Below are 22,764 nucleotides of genomic sequence, written 5' to 3'. Positions count from 1 at the left end.
CTCTTGCGGAAAACCGGCTCTAAAGAAACTGTTCAGCAGGGCTTCAAAACTGCTGGGTTCGCAACGTTGACGCACGTCACAATTGCAGACAACACAAAGAAGTGACGCGACGCGTACAATAAAATTCCGAGTTTTTACATCTAGTATTGTGAATGATTGAATTGATTTGAAGTTAGGCAACACTGCTCTCAACCAAGTAACTCGGCCTATTCGGCCGAAAAATGCGGCTATCTTCAGCACAAGAACTTACAAAGCATGGCCATTTCGATTGAGCATTTGAAGTAAAAACGGCGGCACCTCCGACCTCCGATGAACCAAAGGCTCAAGGCGAATTTTGCTACGATTGGATCGCATGCTCAGCCGTTTTCAGATTGGTTGAGCCAAAACAGCCTGTTTGGATTTAAACAGGTTGCATTCGCATATCTAATTATGTCTAGACTCAGTCAGAAGAAAACTGAGCGAGTATATTGTGCGCAAAATCGACAGTAACAGCAAAGGCTATAAGACCTTGCGAACAACCGTGTTAATAGCCATAGCTCCAATTTCAGCCCCGTTTATTTTTTGGCGATACGCTTTCATAAAAAAGAAATGGCGACTTGCTTTCCGGAATACGCAATCGAAGCCGCGCCTGACCGAAAGGCAGGCGCGTATTCTGGACAGCTATCTGTGGTCTGACGAGCACGAAACAGCCTTCTCTAAAATATTATTTTTACGAAAGAACTTGGAAAATACGGACCCTGAGTATTTTGAGCTAACCAAAGCTTTAGCTTCATATCTTGTCAACTTAGGCAGGCCAGACGACGCGCTGAACGAGATTTCCACTGTAGATTACGATGGACTACCTCAAAAAGCTAAGGCTGCCTGTATTCGCCTTAAGGCCCTTTGCCTATACAAAGTTGGCAGAGGAGATGAAGCAAGAGAACTAATGGCGTTGAAAACAGAATTTCAGCCCGAAAATCAAGATCTCGCCGTTGCAGCAGGCGTCGAAAGCGACGACAGCATGAAGATCGAATATCTCAACAGGATATTAGCGAGTTCAATGCTCTCGCCTTTGTCCAAAGCGGATCCTTCGAAAGCTCTAAGCCTAAGCAATATAACAAGTTGTTCTCCGCATTGTAAAATTCCTGATATCGGGCGCTTTTCGATAATTTTTCCAGTCTACAACGCCGAAGAAACGATAGAAACGGCCGTTCGATCAATCTTAAACCAAAGCTATTCGAACCTAGAAGTTATACTTTGTGACGATTTCAGTACAGATGGGACGCTCGAAGTTCTCCTACGGCTTTCAAAGGACGACCCTCGTATCAAGATCATTCAGAATAAGAGAAATATGGGTGCATACAAGACCCGGAACGAAGGGTTCCGGGCGTCCGTCGGACAATTTATTTTGGTTCACGATTCCGATGACTGGTCGCACCCCCAAAGAGTCGAGATGCATGCCGCTGCATTTTATCGCAACCCTTCGCTTGTAGCGTGTGGAAGTGATTGGGTGAGGGTGACGCCTGACTTTGAGGTTACATCATGGCGCCTTGATGCTTACCCGATAAGATTGAGCTATCCCTCATTCACTGTCCGTCGCGAGGTTATAAATGAAATTGGCGAATGGGACGAAGTACGCGTCTCTGGTGACGCAGAGTTTATTTACCGTGTTGAAAAGTTCTACGGTAAAACCGCTGTAGAGTGGATCGCGAAAGACGTACCCTTGGCGATCAGTCTTTCCACAGACAGCTCTCTGACGGGGACCTCCGAGACGCACGTAGGCACCACAAGACACGGATTGCGCCGTTACTACCATGAGGCTTACAAATTTCGGTGGCGCAAAGAGTTATCCTTCGACGAGAAGGAGCGGAAATTGGCGTTGAAGTATGCGCCCAAAGCAATAGCTTCTAGAAATCCAGGAGTTGAACCCGCCGACCAGATCGTACAAGTTGATTGTCGACTACCTGAAGCCGTTGGAAACCTTTTGAACTTTGTAACATCCAAGAGCGAACGTGCCGTAGTAATGCACGTGCCTGAAGTGGTCTACAAGCTGCCCGCCGGAGACACGTTTTGCGACGAGTTTTTTAACGCAGTAGACGAATTGAACCTAGCGGTGGTTCACAAGAGGGAGTGTGTCGAAAACGCCGAAACATGGCGTGTTTTTTCGAATGGGGATCGGTTAAAAATACCGAGTCAAAGAGTCTAAAGTACTCCTGGAATCGGAGGGAAGATGTTGCCTTTGGGTAAAGTCAAATCAGAAGATGCGAATAAACCTGGAAACTATCAAAGTGGAAATTACTGGGAGGCTCGATCTGACCTCATATACTATCGATATGTTGACTACGTAGTTCGCGTGCTTGGGGCAGAAGCCTCTTCGTTAATTGACGTCGGAACTGGAAACTGTCCCTACCTCGAATGGTTTCCATGGATAGGCCGTCGCGTTTCAATTGACATAAGTAGCCCATATGTATCGAACAACGTGGAGGGAATCGAGGCTAATGTCCTTAACTATCAATTTAAGGAACGGTTTGATCTTTGCTTATGCCTTCAAGTCCTCGAACACGTCCCAGACCCGATCAGCTTTTCTAGAAGGCTTTTAGAAATAGCAGACTTAGTAGTGATAACAGTCCCTTTTCAATGGCCGGAAGGACAAACTAAAGGTCATTTGAACGATCCTGTGGATTTGAAAAAGCTGACAAAATGGGTCGGCAGATCCCCTAACTTTTCGACCGTCATTGCCGAACCATTTCGATTCAAAAAACACGAACGGCTTTTGGCAATTTATGATGTAAACTTACCAAAAAGAAAATTTGGTCGTCAGGATATTGAGAACCGCAGATTGCCAAAGAGCTGGCCGTAAATTTTCATGATTTTAGCGAGCTGCCCCAGCGACCTCAGCTGCAAAGTAAACAGCAAGCAAATAAATGAGAGACTGGACGCAAAAGCCAGAATCGCCAGCGGCGTGTTGCGGCTTTCCGGCTCAGTCAGAGTTGCACCGGAATCAACACCGGTAGTTTGCTGCAGAGCGTTGATATTAAATCAGAATTGGTGAGCAACGTGGAAGCCGCAAGTAAGACAGCCCTTTGCCCTCTCGAAATGCGCTTGGAGGAGATCCAAAAAGGCGTCTTTACACCCAGGGCGGGTAACATTTTGCATGACAAAGGATAAAGCTGGAAGCCAGATCCCCCGGCAACGTATGAAAGGGATATCGGACATATTTAATGCGCCAAGTTTTTAAGACGCTCACTTATTTTTATGAACTCCTCCAAAAAATTATAAATTATATGAGCCCATCACCCAGCATGCAGAGCGGTAAAAATCTCTTCAAAGATCTTCATCGTCATAGCCATCTTGGGCTTCCCGGTCTCTTCAAGAGGTGGGAACACATCGGAAACTCTCCTTTCCAGAAAAGTTGCTATCTTTTCAGTATCAGCAGCCCGAAGCTGAAGGATCGCGTTGCGCTCTTGCAGCGACAACAACGCCACCTTATCGCGCAGGCATGGCAGTGTTTCCTGAATACGCCCCAAGTTTCGCACCAGCGCAGCGGACTCGTCTCGGTCAGGCTTGGCGTGGTTCATCAAACGCTTATATTCCACCAAATAAGGATGCAGGGAGACGTTCAAAGCGCCCTTTGACACCGTCAGATTGTCGTAAGGATCTACTTCGATGCCGCTGAGCACGGCGGCGGCTAACCCTCGTTCATCGCGGATCAACTCTTCGAATACTAAGATGCGAACTTTGGCAAAGTGCTCTGCAAAGATGTCGATATTGGCTCCTACATTCAGGATCTGAGCTTTGTCGATATATTCTTGAATTGTCCGGGTCTGGTTCGTTTTTTTGATAGACTCTTGATAGATCGACATCGCAAAACTGTCCGGGCGCCGCACCGTCAGCAAAATTTCACAGTCTTCGCCAAAAGTGCGCACCATCTCCTCCACGTAGCGCCGTCTTGCGCCCAGATGATCCAATCCCTCGTGGTCACGAATGGTGTAGCGGAAGAAAGATTCAGTGCTGAGAAACAGTGTGTCCTCAGCGCCCATCATTCTGACTTGCTCCGCCACGAACTTCTGCAACCGCGGGCCGTGAGCTTCACAATCTTCGGCCAGTAAACGCCCCAAAGCGTGATGCCCAGCCATATCCTTTTCGCCGATAGCTCGCAGCGAAGGGTAATGGAATCCTGCTTTAGCCAAAGCCTTGCGCGACTGTTTCAGGGTCTTTTGCAGCGTAGTTGTGCCTGTCTTATGCAGCCCGACATGTAGGATTTTGGTAACCATTCAAAATTTGCTCAGCTATATGTTTGTTTCAGACCCACATCAAAGCTCGACCTTAAATCGGAGCAATTTCTCCGGCATAGACAATATCGACCAATGCAAAGCTATACTCACTTTCCGTGTCGTTTGGGGGCATTCTGGCCGAAGGCCGCGTTACAACGTTTGTACTATCCAGTTCTTGTATTGCGCGTGCGTTCAAAACATCTACTTTCACAACTGTCGGCTCTGTGGTCGCCGCACACTTACCGAAAAAATACTGCTCAGGCACGATCACATTCATTAGGAAATCGAAGCGACTCTTTGCAAAGGCTTTGCGATAGATACCCACATTCACAGATTTATCCGCATGATGATATACAAGGATGCCGTCTTGACGGGTCGAAACTATAATCAAGGCGACAATCTCTCCTGTGAGTTTGAATCCAAAACTTTTGCCTTCTGGCACAAGGGCCGCGGTTTCTTCGACCAGACGGTTTTGGAAAGACTTGCGTTCGAATTCAGGCGGAACAATATTATCAAAAATTCCCTCTTGTACCGCTGACCGGGCCTCCGCAAAATGATCCAGATTCACGGGCAAAGTATCGCGCGCACAGCTGCGACCTGCGCCTGCTGCGATCCGCGACGCCAGCATTTCGCCAATCATAATCTGGAAGGGCTTCGCATAATGGCTCAAATCGCGATACCACCCTTCGGCATCGCGCGGAGATCCCATGGGGCAACGTTGAATTATTTCCTGATTTACGTCGATTGTTTCAATGCCGTAGCGCATGTTTATCATAACGGCGCCGGACACTAGGGACGAAAGTTTTGGTTTTGACGCCATCCGCCGATTGACCAAGAGCGGGCAAATGATCTGCGCGCGCGGGGCTTCAGTACGTAGTTTACGCACCAACCCCTCATAGGTTTTGGACCAATTTAGAACGGACCGAAACGCTGACAACTCAGCATCATTGAGCACATATTCAACGACAATGACATCCGCATCAAGATGCGGTCGCTTCGAAAGTAATTGCCAGATTCCAAAGTGAGAAAACGTACCGCCAATAGAGACATTGGCCAGCTCAATATCGCATCTGGCCCTGTTCTTGAGCATCTCGATTGCAGGGCGAACATAGCCGTCCGCCATTAAGGAATTTGACCCTCCAATCACACAAATTTTCATTGTACTTGGCATAGCGTGATCTTTCTTAATCATAAAGCCCTTCAGAAACTCTGAGGGAATATCTGTGTGATAGCTTAGAAGGTGACTATGTTTTCTGTCTTTCGTTGCCGTCTTCTTGGTTGAACAGCTCGCGCCGCAAACGCCTTTTTATAGCTTCCTCTTTTATGCCGTTCAGTTTGACTTTTGTTAATTCGAAGGAGTGTTTAATTGGAAACTCACATGGCTTGGCGCTTTGCTAGCCGTTTTGTTATTAAAGCCAGTTTACATACATATCTTATATGACACGGAGTGGTCTACGGTGACGTCTCCGACATATAAGTCTGGCAGCGAATGGGCGAGGAAATATTCATAATATGACATTGAAGAAAAAGGAGTTGGACTTGCGTTGAATAACATCTTGTCTCACCTAGTATTCAACAATCGAACAAGTTGAGGCCCAAAATGAGGTGTTGCAAGGAAGCCCTTTCCATGTCTTGATGCCTGTTTGTCATTGATTGACGTCCATTGACATTATTCACCAAATAGCTAGTTGAGACAATCAAGTAGGTATTATTTTCGCAGACGTTTCCGAGCCAGGTGTCAGACGGCATGTGTTAATTGTATTGGCTACGACGCTAGGTCCTTGAACCCATAAACCCATGTCCAGAAACTGAACCAATAAACCGGGATCTTAAAGCTATCATTTCAAGCTAATCAAATTGAGCAAGGTACGCAGGCACCTCGCTTTCGGGCTAACTTACTCAAAAATTGCGGTTTATATCGGGCAAAAGACCGGAAGTGCCAGCTGCATACAAGTTTGGGGTAGTTTTCAACCAACATTTTCGACGATACATGAGCGGTATCTTGCAGTAGGGGGATGACGGGCTCTTGCAAAAAGTTCTTATCACAGGAACCGCAGGCTTTATCGGGTTTCATCTGGCAAAACTGTTGCTTTCAAATGGTGACAGGGTTCACGGTTTTGATGGCATGACGGACTATTACGACGTCCAATTGAAGCAGCGCCGCCACTCGACTTTGTTGCAAAATCCAGGTTTTTCGTGCGATGAACGAATGCTTGAAGATGCAAGGGCATTTGACGAAACCGCAGACAGGTTCGAGCCTGACGTCATTGTCCATCTCGCTGCGCAAGCAGGTGTCCGGTATAGCTTGGAGAACCCGCGCTCTTATATCGAAAGCAACGTCGTTGGAACATTTAATGTCATGGAGGCTGCCCGTCGTCATGCCGTCAAACACTTGCTGATGGCGTCAACGTCTTCAGTGTACGGCGCAAACACTGAGATGCCATTCAATGAGTGTAAAAAAGCTGATACCCAGCTCACCATTTATGCGGCAACGAAAAAGGCTAATGAAAGCATGGGTCATTCCTATGCCCACCTTTGGAACTTACCCACCACAATGTTCCGCTTTTTCACTGTTTATGGACCGTGGGGGCGACCAGATCTCGCCCTATTCAAATTCGTGGACGCAATTCTGAAAGGCCGACCTATTGATGTTTACAACCATGGTGAAATGTATCGGGACTTCACCTATGTCGAGGACCTAGTGAGGGCAGTTGCCTTGTTAATCAACACTATTCCAGTACGTCCAGACAACCCGGGAGACATAGAAGACGGGGATAGCCTTAGCCCCGTCGCGCCTTATCGCATAGTCAACATCGGGAATTCAGAAAAGGTCCGCTTGTTGGACTTCATCAATGTCATCGAAGAGTGCTTAGGAAGAAAAGCTATCCGCAACTATATGGAAATGCAGATGGGCGATGTACCGGCTACTTGGGCAAATACTGATCTTCTGCAAAGATTGACAAATTATCGCCCACAAACGAACTTCAAAGAAGGAGTTCAGAAGTTTGTCGACTGGTATCTTCATTACTACAAATAGGCATAGAAAATGTTATGCAATTCGATTGTATTCGTGCAAATTCGCTCAGGAATTGTTGCAAACTGAGCTTCCATTAAACGTGTTTTTGCGCTGATCATGCTCTTCGGGGCGATAGTAGACATTGCGCAGAAGCTCTTAGGAAATTGCCTGTAAGGCAATTGGCTATTTTCCAGAAACATTGGTTCGCTTCGATTCGCTGTTTTCATTCAAAGGAAATTTTCTTGATGCTTTGGGCGTCTCTGCCCATCTAAACTCCGTTATGTTCACGGCGAGTAACGAACTAATAACCAACAATAATTTCATTTTGGTATTCAGTTTTGCTCCAGTTTTTTCTTTGAAAGGTAAACATAGCAACTTGCCGAGTTCCGCTTCCTATACGCTTAGTTTGCAGCGAAACGACTAGACACGTAAAATTATGAAGCAGAAAGTCTCCTTGTTTTGACCAAATGGTAGTGATCGCTGTCACTAACTAAGTGATCACCAAAACATTGATCATCTGCGGTCTTCCGAGACACCATTCAAATCAGCCCTTTAATTTGCAATTCATTCCGAAGCAGGTTTTCCTGTTTCTCGCGAACGTTAGACAAATCTACAGGCCGAACATCCCAACCCAATGGTTCAGGTTTATTTTCGTAATAAATCTTGGTCAGCGTTTCAAGAAAACCAAAACGACTACTGGTTCCTCTTCGAAGAATCAGCACGGGAATGCCCATGGCAAGACAGGGTGCTGCCGCATGGTGCAAAGGTGTGATAACCAAGCCGGCGTTCTGACGGTAGGCTTCTAGTAGGGCTTCTGTTGTGCGCTCTGCATTCTTAAGATCCTGTGTTTCCAGTGGCCAAGTATGAAGTGGCATGCGTTGATATACCATCCGGGCACCTACCAGTAGTTCCTTAGGTGCATCGCATAACATTTGAACCGGCAAAGCACCCGCCCCGTCACCGAACACAATGTAGGTGAGAGGATTTTCTGGAAGCTCTTTTCGGCGCGGAAGGCTCAAGCTAAAGCATCCGGAGACATAAGCTTCAATACCATTTTCTCTGCAGGCCCTTGCGGTCGCAGGGTCACGACAACCGATTGGACCAAATGTACGCAGATGTTCAGCGAATTCTGCAATTACTGGGGCTTTGGCCTCGAATCCCAAGAAAATAGGACTAACATTATTGGGGATCGGAAAGCATCGGCTTTTGAAACAGCCATTTAAAATTACGGCGACAGGATGACCGTTGTAGCTAGGCAAGGTATCGCGATCTATGGAAACAATTCGATCTTGCGTAATTCCAAGTCGGTTCAACGCATATCGAACTGCCAGAGATTGTACGTTGTCACCTAGATTAACATTGAAAGAGCCAAATCTGTCGTACTCTTTTTGAAAAAGAGGAGATCCGTGATAGCTAAAACTTAGAACGCCTACCTTCACTTTTTACGCCTTTCGAATGTTGTTGCTAGGTTACTAGCGATTAAGCTAATCGCAAAGAAACTTGTTAAGAAGCTTACCTTGCAACCTTAGTGGAGACCTAAGGCCCACTGGTAGTTTCTTATGCACCTCGCAATCTAGAACTAATTCTGAGCGTCAAATGAAGGGAAATTCCTATAAGCACGGCCATTTTATGCCAAATCATAATTTTGGAGTTCCCAAGTTTTGAAAGTTTTCCAAACGAGGATTAATTACTGGGTTGTCTGAAAAGTCGGAAATTTTGCCCCCTATACAATCGTAGCCTTCAACTTATTGTTATTTCAGACGAAGACTAAGACGGCGCACTATTCAGCGCTCAACCCTCGGCAATTTGGAAAAATTTTCAAAGTTTCACAAACGAGGACTAGCTTTAGCCTATCCAGTTCACGATAGACCTATTTCGGTCATTCCGTCGGGATTTCGACCATTAACGCCTCGGGTACGGTATCGGACACTGACCGATCCAAAAAAAGCGTATAACGATGCAGCGCTCGCAAACCGGATCTGGTAGCGAAGCTCGGTCAGACCTCGGATTGAATCAAAGCCGCGCTAGCGAAATCAGATATCTCGTCCAAAGAGCCAAAGCCATAGCAGGAGCGGAATCGGCGGACTCTGGCTGTCTCGGGTTACAGAACGTAACGGCTGAGATCACTTGACTTCGTCAACTCACCTAAATTGTCGCTGACAAATTGGGCGTCGATCAAAATCTCGGATCCCGCTTTGTCAGGGGCGACAAACGAGAGTTCCTCGAAGACCCGTTCCATCACGGTATAAAGCCGTCGTGCACCAATGTTCTCAATACTTTGGTTTACGTCAGCCGCGATACGGGCAAGCGCGGCGATGCCGTCTTCGCTAAAGCTGACGGTGACATCTTCCGTGCCCATCAACGCCGTGTATTGAAGGGTAAGAGCATTGTCGGTTTCGGTCAGGATGCGCACAAAATCTTCTTCGGTCAGTGCCCGCAGCTCGACACGGATCGGTAGACGGCCCTGAAGTTCTGGAAGTAAATCTGAAGGTTTGGCTATGTGAAAAGCGCCACTAGCGATGAATAAGATATGGTCGGTTTTGACTGGTCCATGCTTTGTGGAAACAGTCGTTCCCTCGATAAGTGGCAGTAAATCGCGTTGAACACCCTCACGACTGACGTCACCGCCGCGGGCGTCGGAGCGTGCGCACACCTTGTCGATCTCATCCAGAAACACAATTCCGTTCTGCTCGACGGATTCAAGGGCCGTGCGTGTTACGATCTCATCATCCAACAGCTTATCGGCCTCTTCACCAATCAACGCGTCGTAACTATCAGCAACGGTCATGCGACGTTTCACCGTCCGCCCGCCAAAAGCTTTGCCGAAAATATCGCCAAGGTTCATCATTCCCATTTGGCTGCCGGGTTGACCCGGAATGTCGAACATCGGCATCGGGTTTGAAGTATCCGCTAGCTCCAATTCGATCTCCGTTTCGTCTAACTCACCGGCCTTGAGTTTCTTGCGGAACATTTCGCGCGTAGACTCGCGGGCATCTTCTCCAGCAATTGCGGCAATAACCCTGTCTTCGGCCGCCTGATGGGCGCGGGCTTTGACGTCCTCACGCATGTTTCCGCGGGTTTGGATTATAGCCGCATCGACGAGATCACGTACGATCTGTTCAACGTCGCGCCCTACATACCCCACCTCGGTGAACTTAGTTGCTTCAACCTTAATGAACGGAGCGCGCGCCAATCTGGCCAGTCGACGGCTGATCTCGGTCTTGCCGACGCCCGTAGGGCCGATCATCAGGATATTTTTTGGGTAAACCTCGTCACGGATATCGTCTGGAAGTTGCTTGCGCCGCCAGCGGTTGCGCAGTGCAACGGCAACCGCGCGCTTCGCATCCTTCTGACCAATGATAAATCGATCAAGTTCCGAGACTATTTCGCGCGGGGTTAGGTCGGTCAAAGGGCGGTCCTTTCAGTCGGCATGAGTCGGTTGCGGCTTAGGTAATCACGGTGCAGGCGAAAACAACCAAATCAATTTTCTTGGCTGCGTTGGTTAGCAATGCCTCATCAGGTTTGCAAACCCTTTCCTTAGGTGAATTACACCCGCTCTGTTACAGTGATTTCAAGGTGTTGAGGGCCAGGAGCACGGAAATGACAAAAATTGCGAAGATCACCCTGCTGTTTGTTGTGTTCGTGGACCTGATTGGGCAAGGGCTGGTCTTTCCGATAATCAACTCTTTGATTATGGAAACGAAGTCCGGGTTTTTGCCGGAAAGCACTCCTGTCGGAACCCGACATCTATATTACGGGCTGGTTATTGGGTGTTTCTTCCTGTCCTGGTTCCTTGGCGTCGTTTACGTCTCTAAGGTGTCAGATTCGATCGGACGAAAAAATGCGTTGTTGGTCTGTTTGGGTGGTGCACTGGCAGGGTATGCACTGACAATAGCAGCGCTGTATCTCAATAGCCTACTAATGTTGATCATAGGCCGGTCAATAACGGGCTTCACAGCCGGAAACCAACCGATTGCGCAGGCGGCAATGATAGATGGCAGTACTGATGCCGCCGACCGGGATCGGAATATGGGGTATATCATAACGGGCGTAAGCTTTGGATTGGTCGGAGGGCCGATTATAGGAGCAGTGCTTTCCGACGCGGCCTTGCTGGGGAGTTTTGCAACCTTAAAGACACCCTTTTATGGGGCTTTTGTTCTGGTCTTGATCGCAATTTTCCTCGTGCTTTTCTTTTTCAAAGATATGCGCACTGAACGAACAGCTTTTGTTTTTCGACCGCGCGATGTCACTGACAGCCTAATCGCAGTTCGCGAACACCCTATGGTTCTGAAAATCTTGCCTGTTTATGCGCTGTTCATGATTTCAAACGTTACGTTTTATGTCTTTGTCGACAACTACCTGACCAGCGCTTGGGGATACGGTGTAATTGGTGGCAGTATGGCAATGGTTGTCATCGGGATTGCGCTGGCTTTTTCCAGCACGTTTCTTGTGAAGCCTGCGCAAGAGCGTTTCAGCAAACACCTGATCATCTATACTTCGTTGGTTGTTATGGTGATCTGTGGCCTTGGCTTTGCATTTAGCCCCAGTGGCGTTCTGAGCTATGTCCCCGTCTTTTTCTTCTATTTCTTCTTTGGCGTGTCGTACCCGACTTTGCTGGGCCTGTTCTCATCTGCTGTCAGCGAGACAGATCAAGGATGGGTAATGGGCGTTACTACTGCAGTTTTCTGTTTGGCAGGCGGGGTCATGTCCTTGATCGGCGGCGGATTGATGAGTATCGATATCCGCCTGCCTTACTACATTGTGATCGCTGCAGCCGTCCTGGGTTTGATTGGAATGCACAGGCGATGGAAAGGTAAAGAAATTTCGACCCTGCTGGCCTAGATCGTTTCTACCGTCAGGTTCCCGTTGGTATAAACGCATATATCAGCGGCTATCGCCATAGCACTACGGGCCACCTGTTCGGCGGACTTGTCGCTTTCCATCATTGCGCGCGCTGCCGCCAAGGCAAAGTTTCCACCTGAACCGATGGCAGCAACGTTGTGCTCTGGTTCCAGCACATCCCCTGCCCCGGTTATGACGAAGAGATCCTTACCGTCTGTAACGATAAGCATTGCCTCAAGTTTTTGCAGGTATTTATCAGTACGCCAATCTTTGGCCAGTTCGACCGAAGCACGGGCCAGCTGCCCGGGTGTAGCCTCCAACTTTGCCTCTAGTCTTTCAAGAAGGGTAAACGCATCCGCCGTAGAACCGGCAAATCCTGCGACGATTTCAAACCCGCCCGGTGACAGGCGACGTACCTTTCGCGCAGTGCCCTTAATAACGGTTTGGCCAAGGCTTACCTGACCGTCACCGGCGATGACGACTTGATCGCCTTTTTTGACACCAATTATCGTCGTGCCATGCCAACCGGGAAAATCGCTGTCTGCCATCAAAGCCTCCGTTACTACAGTCGCTATATATGGGCCGGTCACGGTGTTGGCGCAACCCGTTCTAAAACTGCTCAAAAGATATGCAAAAATTGCAATTCGGGGTTGTTGGACTAGCATTTGTGAGTCCGCAGGCGCGGCACTACATGACAATTACAACCGACAACGGGTCGGCTGTTTCAGATTGAGGGAATGCGCAAATGGCACAAACTGCAACAAAACACGCACCACTCGGAGCAGCTACCATCCTGCACGTAGTAAACGCGTTCACCACCGCCTTCGATGATGCTTTCGAATGGAACAAAAACCGCAAGACTCGCAAAGTTCTGTCGGGTCTTACTGATGCACAGCTGGATGATATCGGGCTGGAGCGCTCAGAAATAGCAAAGATCTAAATCCGCGCTTGGACTTTGAAATTCGAACAGCCGCCCGGTCGTCCGAGCGGCTTATTCTATTTTAGCTTCGTACAAACTTATCCGACTGGTCGGGCAGAAACGCTTCCACAGCGGCGGTCGCTATCACATGGCGGTTTCCGGAAGCTTCATCTTCAACATCCAGCCCACCCTTTACGGCCCGCACTTCTGCGCGACCACGTGGTAAATCTTGGGCTATTAGATCGCAGTCAACCTGTTCGGGTTGCTGCACTCCGACCGTGACCTTAACGAGCATCTCATTGTGGTCGATGCCCAAACTTGAAAAAAGCGTGATAGATGAGTGATGCAGCGCGTCTTGCAATGCCCGGCGGGCAGCTTTTGTGTAATCCTGGCCATACAAGTCGTTGCCGGTACCCGTTTCCAGAATGATGCGATTGGGGGTCAATTGGCAGGCTCCATATCAAAAGAAACAATAACCGCGGCGTTCGCAATAACCGTTTGGCCATCATTATGCGGTTTTGCGATGTCCAGTCCGCCATGGACAACCTTGATGTTCGGCTGACCGTAAGGAAAAATCGATTCCAAAATGCCCGGATCCACCAATTCGGGCTTTTGCACGCCAATTTCGGCTTCGATAATCATTGCGTCTTTGGGAAAGCCAAATAGATCGGCTAGGTCCACTGAATTACGCCACAGCGCATCTTTCAGCGCGCGTTTCGCGGCTTCGGTATAATCTTCACGCCGCAGAGAAGTTCCCATACCGAACTCCACTAATACTCGCGTCTTGGCCATTTGATTTCATTGTCCGTTGTCCGAATCTGACTTTTTGGTTCCGAAATTTCGAAATGAAAAAGGCGCCCATCGGGGCGCCTAATGCAACAGTCACCAGAGACAATTAAATGGATTCTTCAATCCAGCTTTGCAACGCAGCCTTGGGCGCTGCTCCCGCTCGGTTCGAAACCACTTGACCGTCTTTAAAAATAAACAGCGCCGGAATTCCGCGCACACCCATGGCTGCGGCAGAATTTGGGTTGCTGTCCACGTCGACCTTGGCGATTTTCACCTTGCCGCCATATTCGGTCGCTAATTCTTCAAGAGCGGGACCGATTTGCTTGCAGGGGCCACACCATTCGGCCCAAAAATCTACTACTACGGGGACGTCTGAATTTTTGACTTCAGCGTCAAATGTCTCATCGGTAACAGCAACGGTCGACATATTCTGTCTCCTGAATGGGGAATGCTTGGAGTGTGAACGTATGTGTGAGAATATCCAAGGTCAAGATGCCGACTGTTGCTGCAAGGCATTCGTTACAAGTTCCTGTGACAACCACATCAGTTTAGCAGTTCGAGTCCAGAGTATTGCCGCTCGAATTTCGTGGTCTGGGTAGATTTGAGCCAAGGCGATTGAATAGGCACCCATCTGGCGCAATAAGCCGAGCGGACAGTTTTCGGGCGTTTCGGGCACGGTGGCATTTGATTTGAAGTCAATGATTTGAACTTCTTTCTCTGTGACTATTAATCGGTCTATCACGCCGTGAAGGCGGCGACCTTGAAACTCTGCTGACACAGGGACTTCTGCAAGAGCGTCAGGATCAAAAAAAGGCCTTAGGTCTTCGGCTTTTAAAACGCGCGTGACCTCGTGCAATAAGTTGTGCCGATCTGCCTCTTGCATGTCCGGCAACAATCGAACGCACAGCTGAGGCCATGCGTCTTCCGTAGCCATTGGCAAATTCTCCAACAACAGATGCAGCCGGGTTCCGCGTAGCTTTGCCGCTTCTTCATCCTGTCCTGTTTCGCCTGGTAGTGCCTTGGCACCACCTAGTTCGGAAGGGCTTACAGCCGCCTGAGGAGCGTCTGGGTTGGGCGCAGGCATACTAAAAGTAACGGGCAAAACTTCGGTCGGCAAAGCTGGGTGGGATTGCTTGACCAACGGCAATCCTGCCCAGTCGCCATGTTCAAGTCGCCGGGTTTGAGACCCCTGCAACTGGATGGCTCCCGCCCTTTCCATTGCGGCTTCAATCATATTATACCAGCTGCTTTCATCCTTTCCGATGTCACCTGCGGCGGCAACAATTAACCACTTTTCGGCCCTTGTTAGAGCCACATACAAAAGGCGTAGGCGTTCGTTTTCCTCTCGTGTTCGGGCGTCGTCGCGCGCGTTGGCAATCACTTTGGGTGATGCATCAGTCGGTACTTTCCAAAACGGCACTTCACGGGCCGCCATAATTTCAGCGTCCCTTGGAGGCTGCCTTTTCCCAGTGTCAGGCAAAATAACTATCGGTGCTTCCAGTCCTTTGGAGCCATGAACGGTCATTACCCGTATCATATTCCCAACGCCGGTCATCTGGCGTTTGATTTCCAGATCGTCTGTTTCTATCCAGGCCAGAAATCCGGTCAGGCTTGGAATATCGGTACGTTCATACGCAAGAGCCTGAGACAACAGTGCGTTGATGCCGTCTTCTGCCTCGGCGCCAAGTCGACCCAGCAATTTTTTCCTACCGTCATGACGCGTCAAAATGCGTTCGATCAGGTCGTAGGGTCGCAGAAAATCCGTTTGTCCACGCAAATCGTTAAGAACTGCGAGGGTTTCCGGAAACTCTTCAGAGCGCTTTCGCAATGCCGCCCAAAGAAAAGTTTCCTTCCGTTTGTGCGCCAAATCAAAAATCTGCTGCTCTGTCCAACCAAACAATGGCGACTTCAAAACTGTGGCTAACGACAAACTGTCTTCTGGTGTGGCCAAAAAGCTCAGCAATGCCGCCAAATCCTTGACAGCTAGCTCTGCTCCGACCTTCAAGCGATCCGCCCCTGCAATCGGCAGATCAGCAGCCTTGCAGGCCCGAATAATCTCGGCAAAAAGGTCAGACCGTCGTTGGACCAAGATCAGAAAGTCCCCGGGCCGCACTTTTCGGCGGACAAATGTGCCCGGCACCTCGCCATCTTCGGGGATCGTTTCGCCGGTGTCGATCATGCATTTTATCGATTGGGCCACTCTTTCGGCCAAAAGCACGTTGTGATGACGTTTCCCGGGACGATCTACAGGGTCAGTCCAATCGCCATCCTCATCATCTTCGACTTTTTCAATCACCGGCCACAAATCGACCCGGCCCGGCAGATCGGCCTTGAAAGCTCGGTGCTGGGATTCCTTGTGAAAGCCAGCATTTGCACGGTTTTCGAACAGAATATCCACTAAACCCAATATGACACTGGACGAACGGAACGAATATTCCAGCGTTGAATTCCAGAGTTTAGAGCCTGATTCCTGAAGCTTCCGCCCAAATTCAGCTTGCATTCTGTCGAAGGCCTGCGGGTCGGCACCTTGGAAAGAATAGATAGACTGTTTTTTGTCACCGACTACAAATATAGTCCGCTCGATGCCAGAGCGGACGCCTTCCCCGCTCGTGAATTCCTGCGCTAGTTTTTCGACAACGTCCCATTGGTCTGGGCTGGTGTCTTGCGCTTCGTCCACCAGAATGTGATCGATGCCGCCGTCCAGTCGGTACAATACCCATTCAGCTACGGCCGGGTCATTAAGCACCTGACGCGCACGCAAAATTAGATCGTCGAAATCCAGCCAGCCGCGCAACTGTTTGCGGCGCTCGTATTCTGGCAGGAAAGCAGCGGCAAAGTTATGCAATGCGAAAGACTTTCGGGCCGCAGTAAGGGCCAACCGCTGCTCACGAGCTGCCTCAACCCGAAGCATTAGTTGATTTAACTGAGGCATCCGGTCCGCTAAAACACCTTCGCGAAGATTTTTGGTGGGAAAGTTGCCGACCTTTGCTGCAAAAGGTGCCTTTGCAGTTTTTCCAAACAAGAAGATACTTTCCAATAGCGGCAGGCTGGCAAGGTTCGCAGTCACTCCAGATGTCAATCTTGCTGCTGCCTTTGCGTCGTTCCCACCACTTTCGACCAAACTGGGAACAATACTTTGTAAAAACTCAATTTCTCCACCCAAGAAGACGCGATTCAAAAGGTCTTCCTCGTTAAATCCATCGGGTAAGTCGAAAAGAGTCAGCAGGTCGGCCCAGCTCTGAGATTTGGCAAAAAGACTTCGTTTGCTGGTGATAGCCGCCGTCAACTTGTCAAACCCGGAGTCCGTCACAAAACGGGCAATGTCCTTGACCAGGTGTGCTTGCGGACCATCTGCAAAATCTTCGAGTATTTCCTCGCGCAACAAGGCGGCGGCCCGATCTTCCATTTCACTGAATTGTGGGCTGACCCCTGCCTCAAGCGGAAACCGACGTAAAAGCGAAGCGCAGAATGAGTGGATCGTTTGAATTTTCAATCCGCCCGGAGCTTCGATCGCGCGTGCGAACAATGTACGAGCCTGCGCCAAGCGCTGAGGGCTGATATGACCTTCGACACCAAGATCGGTCAACTGCTCAAGCAATTGATCGTCTGCCAACATAGCCCATTCGCCCAAACGTTTGAACAGCCGGTTCTGCATCTCGCTGGCTGCAGCCTTGGTGTAGGTCAGGCAAAGGATATGCTGCGGCTGCACACCATCTAGTAACAACCGGGCCACACGGTCGGTCAAAACACGTGTCTTGCCAGACCCGGCATTCGCAGCCAGCCAGGTTGAGGCATCCGGCCGAGCAGCTTGCACCTGTCGCTGGGTTGCGTCGTGCAAGGCGCTCATGTCACGTTCTCGGGGCTGGCTTCAGTAGTACGGTCCCATTCACCGAAACGGGCAAGGTGGTCGTAGTCACCCGTATCATTGTCTTTGTGCACCATTCTGCGGGACGAAAACCCCTGCTCAGGCTCTAAATAGGCCGAAATCAACTCTTTGAGTTCTTTTAGGACTTTGTCCGCCGGTTCCTTGTCCAGCGGCGCAAGCACCTCCTTATATGTGCCGCCCATCCCAATAAACACCGCTTGAGCGACAGATATTGGATCGAAACCCTCGACACCGCCCTGTTCGGCTATTGCCGCCTCGATCAATAATTGTTTGTCAAAGTTCGCCTGCTGACCCTTGGTCGGCGGTGTACCTGTTTTATAGTCGATAATTCGCAAGGCCCCGTGTCTGGTGCGGTCAATGCGATCAGCGCGTCCCGAAATCGCAAAATCCAATGGCGTCAACGCCAGATTCATCGTCGCCTCAAACGCCACAGGCCCTCCATCCGATCGGCGCATGAGTTCAGCTTGTAGAAAGTCATCCGCAATCCGTTCAAGTCTGGCCAGCCAAAGGGTGCGCGCTGTTGGCCATGCAACATGTTCAGCAAGCAATATCTCAGCGCGTTTCAAAAAGTTCTCACGCGTCAATAGCGAGACGTCCAAAACACTTTCCTTGACGAACTCCTCGAGTATCTCGTGAACGACAATGCCGCGTAAAAGGGCATCCGGGGCCTGTACCAATGGATCCAACGGCTTTAAGCGCAGTACGTGTTTTGCATAAATTGCATAAGGGTCGCGGATCAATCGCTTGATTTCAGTTATACTCAGGCGCCTTGGTCGGGCAGACAGGGGTGGACGAGGAGACGGACGGGATGCAGGCTGAACCCGGTGCGCCGCTTCCATAGCCTCCGTCCAGCGCAGCCATTGGTCGCCGCGGTCCCGCATGTCAGACAAGACCTGCGGCCCACCTTGAGCAGGCAACCCCTGCAAGAGGTTGGTTAAGCGGTTTAGCCATCGCGAGGCGACTGTTTCCGCTTCTTCCGAGCGGACGGCGCGGGTCAACCATACCTCCGGAGCGCCGACCGCCTGTTGGAAGTCGTGCGCTGACAATCCGATCCTACGTTCTGGCAACAACAGTCCCGCCTTCTCTCGCATCTGACGGTTTAGCCATGGGTCGGGCGAGGCTGCTTCGGGCCAACTGCCCTCATTCAAACCCCCGAGTATCAACAAGTCGGCGCCTTGCACACGTGCCTCAAGCGTTCCCCAGATCATGATACTTGGATGTGGAGCATCACGATCACGAACTTCTTCGCCGGCAAGTAACGCGCCCAAAAGATCAGCAAAGTCCCGAGCCGAAATCAGACCGCCGTGCTGAGCTTCATTTTCCAATTCGTTCAAAACGGCAAAGGCTTTTTGACCAGCTTTCTTTTCCCATAAATTGCCAGCTTCACCGCTCGACCCGTTTGACATCAACTCAGCAGTCGAGCGGAGACGAGTCACCCAGTCAGACAGCGGAAGTTCGGAGGGGCTGTGTAGCTCGCAGAAGCAAGACACTAGCCAACGTACCCAAGGCTCGGGTAAGTTTTCGCCTTCGCCAAAAGCGGTCAAGCTGCGTTGGTCCGGGAAGGGCGGTCCATGGCGACGAATGTGCAGCTCCAGTTCACGGGTGAACAGCAGGTGGTCGCCTCGGCCGCCGCCATCATGGCACAATGGATGTTTCAGTAGCGTCAGCAATGCTTCACCATCAAGGCGGCGCACAAACAAACTGGCAATGTGGCGCAGAAAACGGCCTGGCGGAGAAAGCTGCAAAGGCAATCCAGCGCTGTCATCAGGTAAGATATTCCAGCGATCTAACGCAGCGCTGACCTGTCTGGTCAGCATTCGGTCCGGCGTTATCAGTGCTGCAGTCTGTCCGATTTCGGCGGCGTGCCGTAAACGCATAGCGATTGCCAGTGCTTCTGCACGGGGGGATTGAGCCTCGACCAAAGTCAGGTCCCGTGTGGCAATATCCAGTTCGCGCAGTTGAGGCCCCTCGGACATCCAAGCATCCGTGATCGGCGCAGGACGCAATGCAAGAGATACCAACCGGTTGCGAGATGGCGAAGGAGCTTGGTCATCGGTCCATGGCTGAACTTGATCCGGCGACATATCCAACTTCTGTAGCAACTTTTGAAACCGGTATTGTGGGTGATCCTCTGAAGTGAGGGCGTTGTCCAAACTCTCCCACACATACTGTGGTTGATCGAAATCGTAACCCGGCAGGATCAAGGCCCCTTGAGGCAGTCGGGCGATGGCCTCCATCAGCATAAGTGTCGTGCCCCGCGATCCAGTTGACCCTGCCAAGATGACCGGATTAAGCGGAGGTTGTTTTTGCCAACTTGCGACGAGATTTTCCACCACGCGCCGTTGCCGCGCTTGCGCGTCCAGTGCGTCATCTCCCGACGAGATAAATTGATCCGCTATGTCAATGAAAGCCTGAGCGCGAGCCCAGTGCCCCGACATATCACTAACGTCCAATTGGCGGACAGCGTCCGCAGAAACGCCTTCGCCCTGCATTTCGTCAATTAACAATGCAAGGCTGTCAGATAAATCGAACAGGGATGATCGTGCGGCAAGATCGGGTTGTTGATCCAAAAGTTTTGCAATCAACTGTGTCAATTCCAGCCGACGGCGTAATGCGGGGATCGCCGGAGGAATATGTGCAAGATCTACGCTTTCACCCAAATCTGTCAGCAAGGAAAGTCGCGGCAACAGACAAGGCGCCCCTTGATCAAACAGATCACGCACCCGACGCTCCATGCGACGAGTATTTACTATCAACTGCATGCGGGCCAGGTTTTCCGGCGGAAAGGCTGCGCTGCGCGCGCGTATGCCGTCGACAAGTGCTTTTGGAAAATCCACGCCCGGCGGAACAGCAAACACCCGCGGCAGAGCGTCGTTTTCAAACATCGGCAATCAACTCCTCAGCCAACACTATGCCTTCGGGTCGGCCGACGTCGCACCATCGACCCGGATATTGAAGGGCATGTAGCCTTCCGGCATCGTGCATTTGATCCCAAACTACATTAAGCGAAAAGGTACTGTCAGGAACGGCGGTAAGTCCGCTTGTTTTGATGATTTGTGCGCCTCCGTAGATCAGGCCCGGCCCGCGGGCGATACGCCCGGAAGCGTCCTGAGAAAAATCTCCCTGGCCGCTGTAGCCAATAGCATGTGCGACGGGAACACACATTAACAATGCGTCCATTTCCTCGGGTCTCCAGGCCTCTCTCAAAAGCCGCAATGGGTTCGGACCAGCCCAGATGGCATCGGTATTCAGTGTGAAAACAGGGTCGGACTCCAGTAGGGGCAGGGCTGCGCGTAGTCCACCTCCGGTTTCAAGAATATCTGGCTCTTCCAAGGAAATTCGCACGTCGGTCGCTGCCAAGTACGCAATTATCAGGTCGGCCAGATAGTGGACGTTTGCGACAATGCGAGATGGGCCAATGCCTTCGGCCAAATCCAAAGCGTGGTTGATCAGGGGCCGGCCTGCGACCTCGACCATTGGTTTTGGTTTGTCTTTCGTTATGTTGCCCATGCGTGTTCCGAACCCTGCGGCAAACAGCATGACGGCTTCGGGTTCACCTTTCATTACGGTCGAAGCCTCGCCAAATTGTCGGGATTGGGTGGCGGCAACGCATTACGCACAATATCTGCAATCGAAACAAGCGCAGGGTGCTCGAGATCACGCATCAAATGGCCCCAAACTGCTGGTATCAAATCAACATAATGCGGCTTTTCGTAGTCTGTTGCCAAACGCGCGAATCCACCCAATATCCTTAGATTGCGCTGGGCGCCTAACACTGCGTAGGCAGTTCTAAAGTCGTGACTGTCTATGCCCGTTGAGGCGATGTATCGATCGATCATTCGCATTTCTATCCCAACCGGCACAGAGCGGCGTACGTCCTGTAGCAAAGACATCAGATCATAGGCAGGATGCCCGAGCATGGCGCTTTGGAAGTCTAAAAGGCCAACGCGGCGAAGTCCGGTACGGTTCGGCAACCAAATCAGGTTTTCGGCATGATAGTCCCTTTGCACTACGACCCGGTAGCCTCCTGTTTCGCGGTGGAGAATATCGGAGAACCGCAATTCAAACCTTGATCGTGCGTCGACATCATGGGCACCCAGAATGCCTTGCGCGTATTTGGTAAAAGCGAGGGCCGAATATTCAGTCATTATTGCCGGGTCATAAGAATCTAGCGGGATAACCGGTGAGGCATGCAGATGCACCAAAACGTCAGTTGCAGCCTCGTATAACTTGCGTTCAAGTTCGGCTTCTCGTTCCAGAACCCGGGCAAAAAGGTCATCACCCAGATCCTCCAGCAGCAGAAAGCCGTATTCGCAATCCTCTGCGTAAATTTCCGGTGCGCTTAGACCGATTGATTGCAAGTATTTCGCCATTCGAACAAAAGCTGCAACGTCTTCGTTCTTGTCTGGCGGAGAATCCATAAGAACAGCCGTGGCGCCATTTACTTTGTTAGTCACGCGTTCGTACCGACGGTTCGAGGCATCTCCGGCCAAAGGTGTATGTATCGCATCCGCCCATTCTGTCTGTGCGATCAGAGCCTCGGCTAATATGGCCCGATTAGTCATAGAGTCCCCTCCAGTTTTCTGAGCCATTTTGGATCGGTCCAGCCGAAGTTTAGATGCCGTGTCTCACAGTGGTCAGCGTCTGTCTGAAAATGTACTCGCAACGCTGAGGGTGGTTCCAATTGTTCGAGTTTTTCCGGCCACTCAATCAGGCACACAGCCTCATCAAAAGCCTGCGTCAAGCCCAGCTCTTCAATCTCGTTGATATCCGACAAACGATAGAGATCGGAATGCCAGACCTCGCCGATTCGGGTATCGTAAGTCTGTACCAACGTAAACGTGGGCGAGGGCACATCTTCCGGTACCGACATTAACGACTGGATCAAAGCGCGCGCGAAATGAGTTTTGCCGCTTCCGATTTCGCCTTCCAACAAAAGCACATCTCCAACAGCTAAAACTGCACCCAGCCTTGCGGCCAGTGCTTGAGTTTCTTCCGGTGAATTCAACGAGATCTCAACAGGCGTATTCATGGCGCCACAATGGACTTGCGCCTGGCC

General features: G+C 50.4%; 18 protein-coding genes. 5 read left to right on the top strand and 13 right to left on the bottom strand.

Going from position 1 to position 22,764, the window contains the following annotated elements:
* The first annotated feature begins 469 nt into the window (after positions 1 to 469).
* Together AC2FNV_RS10095 and AC2FNV_RS10090 are read left to right on the top strand one after the other, a co-directional pair.
* Positions 470 to 2,185 (top strand): glycosyltransferase, encoded by a 1,716-nt coding sequence (locus AC2FNV_RS10095; RefSeq protein WP_170610795.1) that lies wholly within the window; start codon positions 470 to 472, stop codon positions 2,183 to 2,185.
* Between the two features lie 24 nt (positions 2,186 to 2,209).
* A complete protein-coding gene (locus AC2FNV_RS10090) occupies positions 2,210 to 2,839 on the top strand; it encodes a class I SAM-dependent methyltransferase (RefSeq protein ID WP_170606523.1) in 630 nt (209 codons plus the stop codon).
* Positions 2,840 to 3,272: 433 nt separating this feature from the next.
* On the opposite strand, the gene AC2FNV_RS10085 is transcribed toward AC2FNV_RS10090, so the two are convergent.
* Positions 3,273 to 4,253, bottom strand: a complete 981-nt coding sequence (locus AC2FNV_RS10085; RefSeq protein WP_170606525.1) for a hypothetical protein — start codon at positions 4,251 to 4,253, stop codon at positions 3,273 to 3,275.
* A 52-nt stretch (positions 4,254 to 4,305) separates the two neighbouring features.
* Entirely contained in the window at positions 4,306 to 5,445 is a 1,140-nt protein-coding gene (locus tag AC2FNV_RS10080; protein WP_170606527.1) for an SGNH/GDSL hydrolase family protein, read from the bottom strand.
* Positions 5,446 to 6,279: 834 nt separating this feature from the next.
* On the opposite strand from AC2FNV_RS10080, the gene AC2FNV_RS10075 reads away from it, so the two are divergent.
* Entirely contained in the window at positions 6,280 to 7,290 is a 1,011-nt protein-coding gene (locus tag AC2FNV_RS10075; protein ID WP_170606529.1) for an NAD-dependent epimerase/dehydratase family protein, read from the top strand.
* A 518-nt stretch (positions 7,291 to 7,808) separates the two neighbouring features.
* On the opposite strand, the gene AC2FNV_RS10070 is transcribed toward AC2FNV_RS10075, so the two are convergent.
* Both AC2FNV_RS10070 and hslU read right to left on the bottom strand, forming a co-directional pair.
* Entirely contained in the window at positions 7,809 to 8,708 is a 900-nt protein-coding gene (locus tag AC2FNV_RS10070) for a polysaccharide pyruvyl transferase family protein (protein ID WP_170606531.1), read from the bottom strand.
* 662 nt (positions 8,709 to 9,370) lie between these two features.
* A complete protein-coding gene (gene hslU / locus AC2FNV_RS10065) occupies positions 9,371 to 10,678 on the bottom strand; it encodes an ATP-dependent protease ATPase subunit HslU (RefSeq protein ID WP_170606533.1) in 1,308 nt (435 codons plus the stop codon).
* Positions 10,679 to 10,869: 191 nt separating this feature from the next.
* On the opposite strand from hslU, the gene AC2FNV_RS10060 reads away from it, so the two are divergent.
* Complete coding sequence (locus tag AC2FNV_RS10060) at positions 10,870 to 12,111, top strand: MFS transporter (protein ID WP_170606535.1); 1,242 nt, start codon at positions 10,870 to 10,872, stop codon at positions 12,109 to 12,111.
* Here AC2FNV_RS10060 and hslV read toward each other — a convergent pair.
* A complete protein-coding gene (hslV, locus tag AC2FNV_RS10055) occupies positions 12,108 to 12,659 on the bottom strand; it encodes an ATP-dependent protease subunit HslV (protein ID WP_170606537.1) in 552 nt (183 codons plus the stop codon). The two genes, AC2FNV_RS10060 and hslV, sit on opposite strands and share 4 nt — an antisense overlap.
* Positions 12,660 to 12,856: 197 nt before the next feature.
* Here hslV and AC2FNV_RS10050 point away from each other — a divergent pair, with 197 nt between their 5' ends.
* On the top strand, positions 12,857 to 13,051 hold the full coding sequence (locus tag AC2FNV_RS10050; RefSeq protein WP_170606539.1) for a DUF1127 domain-containing protein: 195 nt from the start codon (positions 12,857 to 12,859) through the stop codon (positions 13,049 to 13,051).
* Positions 13,052 to 13,112: 61 nt separating this feature from the next.
* Here AC2FNV_RS10050 and AC2FNV_RS10045 read toward each other — a convergent pair whose 3' ends face one another.
* The 8 genes from AC2FNV_RS10045 to tsaE all read right to left on the bottom strand — a co-directional run bounded on the left by AC2FNV_RS10045 (position 13,113) and on the right by tsaE (position 22,737).
* Positions 13,113 to 13,475, bottom strand: a complete 363-nt coding sequence (locus AC2FNV_RS10045) for a Lin0512 family protein (protein ID WP_170606541.1) — start codon at positions 13,473 to 13,475, stop codon at positions 13,113 to 13,115.
* On the bottom strand, positions 13,472 to 13,822 hold the full coding sequence (locus AC2FNV_RS10040; RefSeq protein ID WP_170606543.1) for a Lin0512 family protein: 351 nt from the start codon (positions 13,820 to 13,822) through the stop codon (positions 13,472 to 13,474). Before AC2FNV_RS10040 ends, AC2FNV_RS10045 begins: the two co-directional genes overlap by 4 nt.
* A gap of 103 nt (positions 13,823 to 13,925) precedes the next feature.
* Positions 13,926 to 14,246 (bottom strand): thioredoxin, encoded by a 321-nt coding sequence (gene trxA, locus AC2FNV_RS10035; protein ID WP_170481095.1) that lies wholly within the window; start codon positions 14,244 to 14,246, stop codon positions 13,926 to 13,928.
* 60 nt (positions 14,247 to 14,306) lie between these two features.
* Positions 14,307 to 17,666 (bottom strand): double-strand break repair helicase AddA, encoded by a 3,360-nt coding sequence (gene addA / locus AC2FNV_RS10030; RefSeq protein ID WP_170606545.1) that lies wholly within the window; start codon positions 17,664 to 17,666, stop codon positions 14,307 to 14,309.
* Positions 17,663 to 20,590: a double-strand break repair protein AddB gene (gene addB / locus AC2FNV_RS10025; RefSeq protein ID WP_496773174.1), complete on the bottom strand. Its 2,928-nt coding sequence runs from the start codon at positions 20,588 to 20,590 to the stop codon at positions 17,663 to 17,665. The genes addA and addB overlap by 4 nt, the downstream gene beginning before the upstream one ends.
* The gene (locus AC2FNV_RS10020; RefSeq protein WP_170606549.1) at positions 20,583 to 21,269 is read right to left on the bottom strand and encodes a nucleotidyltransferase family protein; all 687 of its coding nucleotides are present in this window, start codon (positions 21,267 to 21,269) and stop codon (positions 20,583 to 20,585) included. The genes addB and AC2FNV_RS10020 overlap by 8 nt, the downstream gene beginning before the upstream one ends.
* A complete protein-coding gene (locus AC2FNV_RS10015; protein ID WP_170606551.1) occupies positions 21,269 to 22,270 on the bottom strand; it encodes an aminoglycoside phosphotransferase family protein in 1,002 nt (333 codons plus the stop codon). Before AC2FNV_RS10015 ends, AC2FNV_RS10020 begins: the two co-directional genes overlap by 1 nt.
* A complete protein-coding gene (gene tsaE, locus AC2FNV_RS10010; protein WP_170481110.1) occupies positions 22,267 to 22,737 on the bottom strand; it encodes a tRNA (adenosine(37)-N6)-threonylcarbamoyltransferase complex ATPase subunit type 1 TsaE in 471 nt (156 codons plus the stop codon). The genes AC2FNV_RS10015 and tsaE overlap by 4 nt, the downstream gene beginning before the upstream one ends.
* Positions 22,738 to 22,764: the final 27 nt, after the last annotated feature.

This window comes from Ruegeria sp. BHSA163 (assembly GCF_059613365.1).
This window is presented reverse-complemented; position numbering and strand designations above follow the sequence as displayed.

Excerpts from the sequence above, each read along its gene's own strand:
- hslV (WP_170606537.1), bottom strand. The coding sequence starts at position 12,659 with ATGGCAGACAGCGATTTTCCCGGTTGGCATGGCACGACGATAATTGGT.
- addA (WP_170606545.1), bottom strand. The coding sequence starts at position 17,666 with ATGAGCGCCTTGCACGACGCAACCCAGCGACAGGTGCAAGCTGCTCGG.
- AC2FNV_RS10080 (WP_170606527.1), bottom strand. The coding sequence starts at position 5,445 with ATGATTAAGAAAGATCACGCTATGCCAAGTACAATGAAAATTTGTGTG.
- AC2FNV_RS10090 (WP_170606523.1), top strand. The coding sequence starts at position 2,210 with ATGTTGCCTTTGGGTAAAGTCAAATCAGAAGATGCGAATAAACCTGGA.
- AC2FNV_RS10040 (WP_170606543.1), bottom strand. The coding sequence starts at position 13,822 with ATGGCCAAGACGCGAGTATTAGTGGAGTTCGGTATGGGAACTTCTCTG.
- AC2FNV_RS10050 (WP_170606539.1), top strand. The coding sequence starts at position 12,857 with ATGGCACAAACTGCAACAAAACACGCACCACTCGGAGCAGCTACCATC.
- AC2FNV_RS10085 (WP_170606525.1), bottom strand. The coding sequence starts at position 4,253 with ATGGTTACCAAAATCCTACATGTCGGGCTGCATAAGACAGGCACAACT.
- addB (WP_496773174.1), bottom strand. The coding sequence starts at position 20,590 with ATGTTTGAAAACGACGCTCTGCCGCGGGTGTTTGCTGTTCCGCCGGGC.
- AC2FNV_RS10060 (WP_170606535.1), top strand. The coding sequence starts at position 10,870 with ATGACAAAAATTGCGAAGATCACCCTGCTGTTTGTTGTGTTCGTGGAC.
- trxA (WP_170481095.1), bottom strand. The coding sequence starts at position 14,246 with ATGTCGACCGTTGCTGTTACCGATGAGACATTTGACGCTGAAGTCAAA.
- tsaE (WP_170481110.1), bottom strand. The coding sequence starts at position 22,737 with ATGAATACGCCTGTTGAGATCTCGTTGAATTCACCGGAAGAAACTCAA.
- AC2FNV_RS10020 (WP_170606549.1), bottom strand. The coding sequence starts at position 21,269 with ATGAAAGGTGAACCCGAAGCCGTCATGCTGTTTGCCGCAGGGTTCGGA.
- AC2FNV_RS10015 (WP_170606551.1), bottom strand. The coding sequence starts at position 22,270 with ATGACTAATCGGGCCATATTAGCCGAGGCTCTGATCGCACAGACAGAA.